This window comes from Mesorhizobium sp. B2-5-13 (assembly GCF_006440535.1).
Classification (GTDB): domain Bacteria; phylum Pseudomonadota; class Alphaproteobacteria; order Rhizobiales; family Rhizobiaceae; genus Mesorhizobium; species Mesorhizobium salmacidum.
Window position 1 is genome coordinate 346,709 of the sequence record NZ_VFUI01000005.1, and the last position, 6,968, is coordinate 353,676.

The window sequence follows — 6,968 nt, forward strand, 5'->3', positions numbered from 1 at the left end:
CTTCGGCGACCGCCCGGGCGCCGCATTCGAAATTGCCATCAAACTGTGCTGACCCAACGGCCTGCAGTCGCCGAGGTATGGATCGCTTCCACAAGTTCCTGGATGCGCTGTCCGGAGCGGAAGCTGAATGGCTCGGCGCGGATCCCGGCGATAGCTTCGAGAAACAGCGCGACCTCGATGGCCTTGAGATCGTTGAAACCAAGCTGATGGCCGGGGGCCACGCAAAACAGCCCATAGGGTGGATGATCAGGCCCGGCCTCAATACGACGGAAGCCGCGAACTCGACCGGCGTCCGCATTGGTGTAGAATTGCAGTTCGTTGAAGCGCTCCTGGCTGAAGGTCAGCGCACCTCTCGAGCCATATATCTCGAAATCGTGCTGCATTTTGCGGCCGCTCGCCACCCAACTCGCCTCGATGCTGCCGGTGGCGCCGCTGGCGAAGCGCAAGAAAGCTCGGCCGATGTCGTCGACCTCGACGGCGGTACGGCCGCCCTTGCCGTCCGGACGACTGTTGATGACGGTGACCTCGTCGCCAAGAACGCGCTCGATCGGGCCGAGAAGGAACTCGGCGGTCGCCAAGGCATGACTGCCGAGATCGGCCAGCGCACCGCCCCCAACCGGGTCGAGGCGAAAGGTGAAGGGACTTTCAGCATCGCCCATGTAGTCTTCGGCGTGGATTCCGCGATAGCTGCGGATTTCGCCAAGCTCACCGGTCGCGATGAGTTCACGGGCCAGGGCCATCATCGGATTGCAAAGGTAGTTGAACCCGACCTGGGTGCGCACGCCGGCAGCCACGGCAGCATTTGCCATCTCGGCGGCCTCGGCTGCACGCGGAGCAAGCGGTTTCTCGCAATAAACGTGCTTGCCGGCGGCGATAGCGGCCAGCGCCATCTCGCGGTGGAACGCGTTTGGCGCGGTGATGTCGACGAGATCGATGTCCGGATCGCCGACAAGGCGGCGCCAATCTCCGGTAGCGTTCTTGAAGCCGAGCGTCCGCGCGGCTGCGCCGGCAAGTTCTTCGGTACGGTCCGCGATGGTATGAAGCTCGAGCTCGAACGGAAGATCGAAAACACGTTCCGCTGCGGCGAATCCAAACGAATGGGTCTTGCCCATGAAACCGGTCCCGATCAGCCCGACCCGCAGCTTGGGCTTCTCATTTCCCATTGATTTCGGCCCCATTGACGACCAGCGCGGGATCGATCTTGCTTTCAAAAAAATCGAGGACGTTCTTGACCGACGACAGCGCCATGCGTTCCCCGCATTCAACGGTAAGACCGGCGATGTGGGGCGTGAGGATGACCTGATCCATCGCCAGCAACGGGTTGTCCGGCGTTGGCGGCTCCTGGTCGAAAACATCGAGGCCTGCGGCCGCAACCGTGCCGGTTCGCAGCGCCTCAATCAGAGCGAGCTCCTCGACCACGCCACCACGGGCGGTATTGATCAGGACGGCGCCACGCTTGATGAGCTCGAATTCACGGGCACCGATCAACGGCCTCTCGCCTTTGGGCGCGTGCACGGATATCGCGTCGGCACGGCCCAGCGCAGCGGCGAGGTCGCAGGCCGGCCTCACCGGACCATCCGGCCAGCCAAGCTTTTCGAGAAACGGATCGTAGGCTTCAACCTCCATAGAAAAGCCGGCAGCCATGCGGGCAAGATGCCGACCTATCCGGCCGTAACCCAGGATGAGCAGCCGCTTGCCCGCAAGTTCTGACGCCTCGAGCTTGTTGCGCCAGTTCCATCCTTTTTCGCGGACGGCCTGATCGGCGCGCAGCGTGCGCTTGCTGGCAGCTAACAGCAGCATCATGGCGTGCTCAGCCACCGAGACCGAATTGACATCGCCGACGACCGCCAGCGCGATCCCGCGCTTATTGAGCGCCGGCACATCAACCGAGTCGTAGCCGACCCCATGCCGCGAGACGATGCGGAGGTTGCGTGCCTTGTCGACCGTCGGCGCGGAAAGCGGCTGGGTGCGAATGACCAGCCCATCGGCCTTGCCGATCAGCGAGGCATAGCTTGGCTCGGAAACCTCCTCGACATAGTCGTAGGTTACTCCTGGAGCCTCGTCGAGCAGGGCGATGCCGCTCGGATGCAGTTTGCCGGCGACGAGAACGTGCGGCATCAATAGCCTCCCCTGACGTCGTCAGCCTTAGTGAGCGCTCCGGCCGTCAGCGCCCGGAACCGCTTCACAGCGCCGTCGGCCGCGCCGGCGAGCAGCCGCACGTCGTTGGAAACGGTGGTCATGTCGAAGCCCCATGCCACGGCGCGCCCGGCGTATTCCGGAGTGCCGCAGTGCAGCGCGGCGCGAATGCCGTGTTTGCGGCAGGCCCGCACAATGGCTTGCAAAGCCTCGATCATTTCCGGCTCTTCGCGATCGAAGGCCGGAGGCAGGCGACCGCCGTGCAGGCTGAAGGTCAGGTCGGCCGGCCCGACATAGATGCCGTCGAGCCCCGGCGTAGCTGCGATCGCATCGAGATTGGCCATCGCCTCGGCGGTTTCGACCATGGCGAACGCCAGAATTTCTCTATTGGCCTCGGCCGCATAGTTGGCGCCGACCGCGAAATTGGCACGCGTCGGACCGAATGACCGTTGTCCAAGCGGCGGGTATCGGAGGTAGGAGACGAACTTCGCAGCTTCCTCAGCGGTGTTGATCATCGGGCAGATGATCCCGTAGGCGCCGGCGTCCAGTGCCTTCATGATAATGCCCGGCTCGAGCCAGGGGACGCGCACCAGCGGCGTGACGCCCGAGGCGCGCATGGCCTGCAGCATGGGCAGCATGGCGTTGTAGTCTAGTGCGCCGTGCTGCAGGTCGATGCCGATGCTGTCATAACCTTGCGCGGCCATGATCTCGGCGGTGAACGAGTTGCCTATCGAGAGCCATCCATTGATGGTCGGACGGCCGTCGGCCCAGAGCTTCTTGAGGGTATTGGTGATCATGGCGGCAACCCTTAGAAAACGACCTGGGCGAGCTTGGTATCGAGGTAATCTGTGATCGACTCGATGCCCCCTTCCCGGCCCATGCCCGAAAAATTGGTACCGCCGAACGGCGCCTCCGAGGCAGCAAGTGCGAAGCTATTGATGCCGACCATTCCAGCCTTCAGCTCGGCAATCGCCCGGCGTGCACGCTTCGGGCTTTGCGTGAACGCATAGGCCGAAAGCCCCATATCGGAGGTGTTGGCGCGCTGCAGCGCCTCGTCGTCGCTGGAGAACGAGGTGATCGCCGCCACCGGACCGAAATTCTCCTCGGCGAAGACAGCCATGTCGTCGCTGACGTTGGTCAGCACCGTCGGCTCGAAGAAATGCCCGGCGTTGAAGGTCGCCGCACGGCGGCCGCCAGCGGCGATCGTTGCCCCTTGCCGTTCGGCCTCCGCGACTACGGCCTCGATGTCGGAGAGCCGTTTGCCGTTGATCAGCGGCCCCATCTGCACCGAGGGGTCGAGACCATCGCCAAGCTTCAGCGACTTGACCCGGGAGACGAACCCTTCAACGAATTTGTCATGCAGGCTTTCATGGATGAAGAAGCGGTCGGGCGTGACGCAGACCTGGCCGGCATTGGCATATTTGGTCGGCACGGCCACACCGAGTGTCGTCTCGAGATCGGCATCGTCGAAGACGATCAGCGGCGCGTTGCCGCCCAGCTCCATCGAGACCTTTTTGACTGTATCGGCGGCATCGCGGATCATCTGCTGACCGACCCGCGTTGAGCCGGTCAGGGACACTTTGCGGACTATTTTCGACGCCATGATGGGCGTGTAGGTGGCATCCGTCGGACCGACCAGCAGGCTGACCGCGCCCGCAGGCAGGTTGCCCGCTCGCATGCAGTCAATCATGACCATGGCCGTGCCCGGGGTTTGGCTCGAGGGACGCACCACGATCGAGCAGCCTGCGGCCAGCGCCGGCGCGACCTTGCGGGCCACGAGTGCTGCGGGGAAGTTCCAGGCCGTGAAGGCCGCGGCGACGCCGACAGGCTCATGCAGGACCTCGAAACGCCCGCCCGGGACACGGCTCTCGATGACACGCCCGTAGATGCGACGCGCCTCTTCGGCGTGCCAGCGGAATTGATCGACCGCGAGAGCCCATTCCCGCTCAGACTGCGCCAGCGGCTTGCCGGTCTCGCTGGAGATCATCCGCGCCCCTTCGTCCTTGCGGCGCAGCATTTCATCGGCAATGCGATGCAGGGCATCAGCCCGCTCGAAGGCGGATTTGGCTTTCCATGAACGAAACCCCCGTTGGGCACTTTCGAGTGCGTCGCGAGTGTCCTCCCCATTCGCGCAAGCTACCTCGCCGAGCGCCCTTTCGGTAACCGGACTGAATACCGGGGTTAGGCCTCCTCCGCCCGTTGAATGCCAGGCTCCGTCGATGAAAAGTCCGTAGTCGCCATACATCTGAGCATCCTGAAAACAGCACGAGACACGCCACGCAGACAGCGCGGCGGTCACAAGATTCCGGCATTGCGGGACGGGTGTTTCACTCCGTTTGGAGCACCCTCCGGCGGCGCTGATCCTCGGCATATCCGATGGACCGCGTGCCCTGCGCGAGTTGGCGCAGTCCTCCCTAAAACCGTATTGCAATAATCATTGCAGCATCTATTGATTTGTCAATAGACATTTCATAATAGATCGCAACGCAGCCATTTGCGTCCTCTGTGGAAGGAGAAATTAGAGCATGAAAGCCAAGCTTGGCATCGCGCCGATCGCGTGGTGGAACGACGATCTTGCGGAACTGAGTGGTGACATTTCGCTCGAGGGATGCCTTGCCGAAGCGCGGGAGGCTGGCTTTTCCGGCATGGAGACCGGGCGCCGATTCCCGATGGATGCAGGCGTGCTCGGACCGATCCTCGACACCTATGGCATGAAAGTCTGCGGGGGCTGGTTCTCGGGCTTGCTGCTTGATGGCGACATTGCCCGCGAGAAGGACCGCATTGCCGAACAGATGGCGCTGTTCAAGGCCGTGGGCGCGCCCTGTATCGTGTATGGCGAGACCGCGGGCACAATCCAGGGCGACCGCTCGGCGCCCCTCGCCACCCGTCGTCGCCTGAGCGAAGAGGAGATCAAGGCCTATGGCCGGAAGATAACCGCTTTCGCCGAATGGTGCGCCGAGCAGGGCATGCCAATCGCTTACCATCACCACATGGCGGCACCGATCGAATCCGAGCAGGACGTGGACCTGTTGATGGAGCATTCTGGTGAGGCGCTACCCCTTCTCTACGATGCCGGCCACATGGCCTTTGCCGGTGGCGACGTGCTGCGCGTGATCGACAATCACCACCATCGCATCAGCCACGTTCACACCAAGGATGTGCGCCAGCCCGTCATCGACGGGTTGGATCGCTCCCGCGAAAGCTTCCTCGATGCGGTCGTCAAGGGCGCCTTCACCGTGCCGGGCGATGGCTCGCTCGACTTCGAGGCCATCGTCAAACGGCTCGCCGGCCACGGCTATGAAGGCTGGTTTGTCGTCGAGGCCGAGCAGGACCCGATCAAGAACCCGCCGCTGGAAATGGCCAGGATCGGCCATCGCGAGCTGCTGCGCGTCATGGCATCGGCGGGCTACACTGTCGAGGGCTGACCCATGAACAGACGGACTGACCGACTTGCGTCATAACGAGTTCACGCAAGGTCCGGGCGCCGCCATCTGGTCGATGCCGGCGCCAGGGGTTCTTGCGGCATAGACGTCTTTTCCATTCTCAGGCGGCCTGCAACTCCGCCTCGCCGGTCTTGGCGCCGGTGATGTACGATACGATGTCCTGCCCGTCGGTATTCTCCTTGCGCAGATTGGCGACGATGCGGCCGCGCCGGAACACCACGATGCGGTCGCAAAGGTCGAACACCTGACGCATGTTGTGGCTGATCAGGATCAGCGGCTCGCCATTGTCCTTCAGCGTGCGGATGATGTTTTCGACCTGCGCCGTCTCCTGCACGCCGAGTGCGGCCGTCGGCTCGTCCATGATGATCAGCTTGGAGGCGAAGGTCGCGGTCCTGGCGATCGCCACGCACTGGCGCTGGCCGCCCGACATATGGCGGATGGTGTTGGAGAGATTGGGGATTTTCACCGCCGTGCGCACCAGCGCCGCCTCGGTCGCCTTGCGCATGTATTTGCGGTCGAGGATGGAGAACGGCCCGAGATTGAACAGTACTTTTTCGCGGCCGAGAAACAGGTTCGACGGCACATCGAGATCGTCGGCCAGCGCCAGATTCTGGAACACCGTCTCGATGCCCGCCGTGCGGGCCTCGATCGGGCCGGCAAAATTCACTTCCTTGCCGTCAAACCAGATTTGGCCGCTGGTGCGTTGTTCGACAGCGGTGATCTGGCGCACGAAGGTCGACTTGCCGGCGCCGTTGTCGCCCATGATGGCGACATGCTCGCCCTTGCGCAGCTCGAAGTTGGCGCCTTCCAGCGCATGCACGCCGCCATAGCGCTTGGTCAGGTTTTCGGTCTTCAGGACGATATCTGACATGGTCAAGCCCTCAATGCCCGCATGCGCTGGCGCCACTGATCGAGAACGACCGCGCCGACGATGATCACGCCCTTGACCATCTCCTGATAGTAGGCGTCGAGGCGCAGGAAGGTGAAGCCGGAGATGATGACGCCGAAGATCAGCGAGCCGATCACCGTGCCGATGATGGAGCCACGGCCGCCCGACAGCGAGACGCCGCCGATGACCGCCATGGCGATGGCGTCGAGTTCGTACATCACGCCCATGCCGGCCTGGGCGGTAAGGTTCTTGGAGGACAGCACCACGGCGGCGAGCGCGGCAAGAATGCCGGCGATGACGTAGACAAGGATCTTGTGGTTGGCGATCTTGATGCCCGACATGCGCGCGGCATCCTCATTGGAGCCGATCGCGTAGCAATGCTTTCCATACCTGGTGTAGGTCATGATCAGCTGGAACAGCACCGCCAGCGACAGGAAGATGATGACTGGCATCAGGCCCTTGCCGATCGCGGCGAAACTGTCTGTCGGGAACGAGATCGG

General features: G+C 63.0%; 7 protein-coding genes. 1 reads left to right on the forward strand and 6 read right to left on the reverse strand.

All coding sequences use genetic code 11. The features are described from left to right. Positions 1 to 38 precede the first annotated feature (38 nt). The 4 genes from FJ434_RS12085 to FJ434_RS12100 are packed head-to-tail and all read right to left on the reverse strand — an operon-like array spanning position 39 to position 4,381. Positions 39 to 1,163, reverse strand: a complete 1,125-nt coding sequence (locus tag FJ434_RS12085; protein ID WP_140714450.1) for a Gfo/Idh/MocA family oxidoreductase — start codon at positions 1,161 to 1,163, stop codon at positions 39 to 41. After that, a complete protein-coding gene (locus FJ434_RS12090) occupies positions 1,153 to 2,118 on the reverse strand; it encodes a hydroxyacid dehydrogenase (RefSeq protein WP_140747169.1) in 966 nt (321 codons plus the stop codon). The genes FJ434_RS12085 and FJ434_RS12090 overlap by 11 nt, the downstream gene beginning before the upstream one ends. Continuing rightward, on the reverse strand, positions 2,118 to 2,933 hold the full coding sequence (locus FJ434_RS12095; protein ID WP_140747172.1) for an aldolase/citrate lyase family protein: 816 nt from the start codon (positions 2,931 to 2,933) through the stop codon (positions 2,118 to 2,120). Before FJ434_RS12095 ends, FJ434_RS12090 begins: the two co-directional genes overlap by 1 nt. An 11-nt stretch (positions 2,934 to 2,944) precedes the next feature. Continuing rightward, the gene (locus FJ434_RS12100; RefSeq protein WP_140714444.1) at positions 2,945 to 4,381 is read right to left on the reverse strand and encodes an NAD-dependent succinate-semialdehyde dehydrogenase; all 1,437 of its coding nucleotides are present in this window, start codon (positions 4,379 to 4,381) and stop codon (positions 2,945 to 2,947) included. A 280-nt stretch (positions 4,382 to 4,661) separates the two neighbouring features. Between FJ434_RS12100 and iolE the strand changes: the two genes are divergently transcribed. After that, on the forward strand, positions 4,662 to 5,561 hold the full coding sequence (gene iolE, locus FJ434_RS12105) for a myo-inosose-2 dehydratase (RefSeq protein ID WP_140747175.1): 900 nt from the start codon (positions 4,662 to 4,664) through the stop codon (positions 5,559 to 5,561). Positions 5,562 to 5,679: 118 nt separating this feature from the next. Here the strand turns inward: iolE and FJ434_RS12110 are convergent, their stop codons facing one another. Together FJ434_RS12110 and FJ434_RS12115 are read right to left on the reverse strand one after the other, a co-directional pair. Then, positions 5,680 to 6,450, reverse strand: coding sequence for an ATP-binding cassette domain-containing protein (locus FJ434_RS12110; protein WP_140747178.1), 771 nt, complete (start codon positions 6,448 to 6,450; stop codon positions 5,680 to 5,682). Positions 6,451 to 6,452: 2 nt separating this feature from the next. Then, positions 6,453 to 6,968 (reverse strand): ABC transporter permease (locus FJ434_RS12115; protein ID WP_140796811.1); only part of this gene is annotated, 516 nt, incomplete at its 5' end.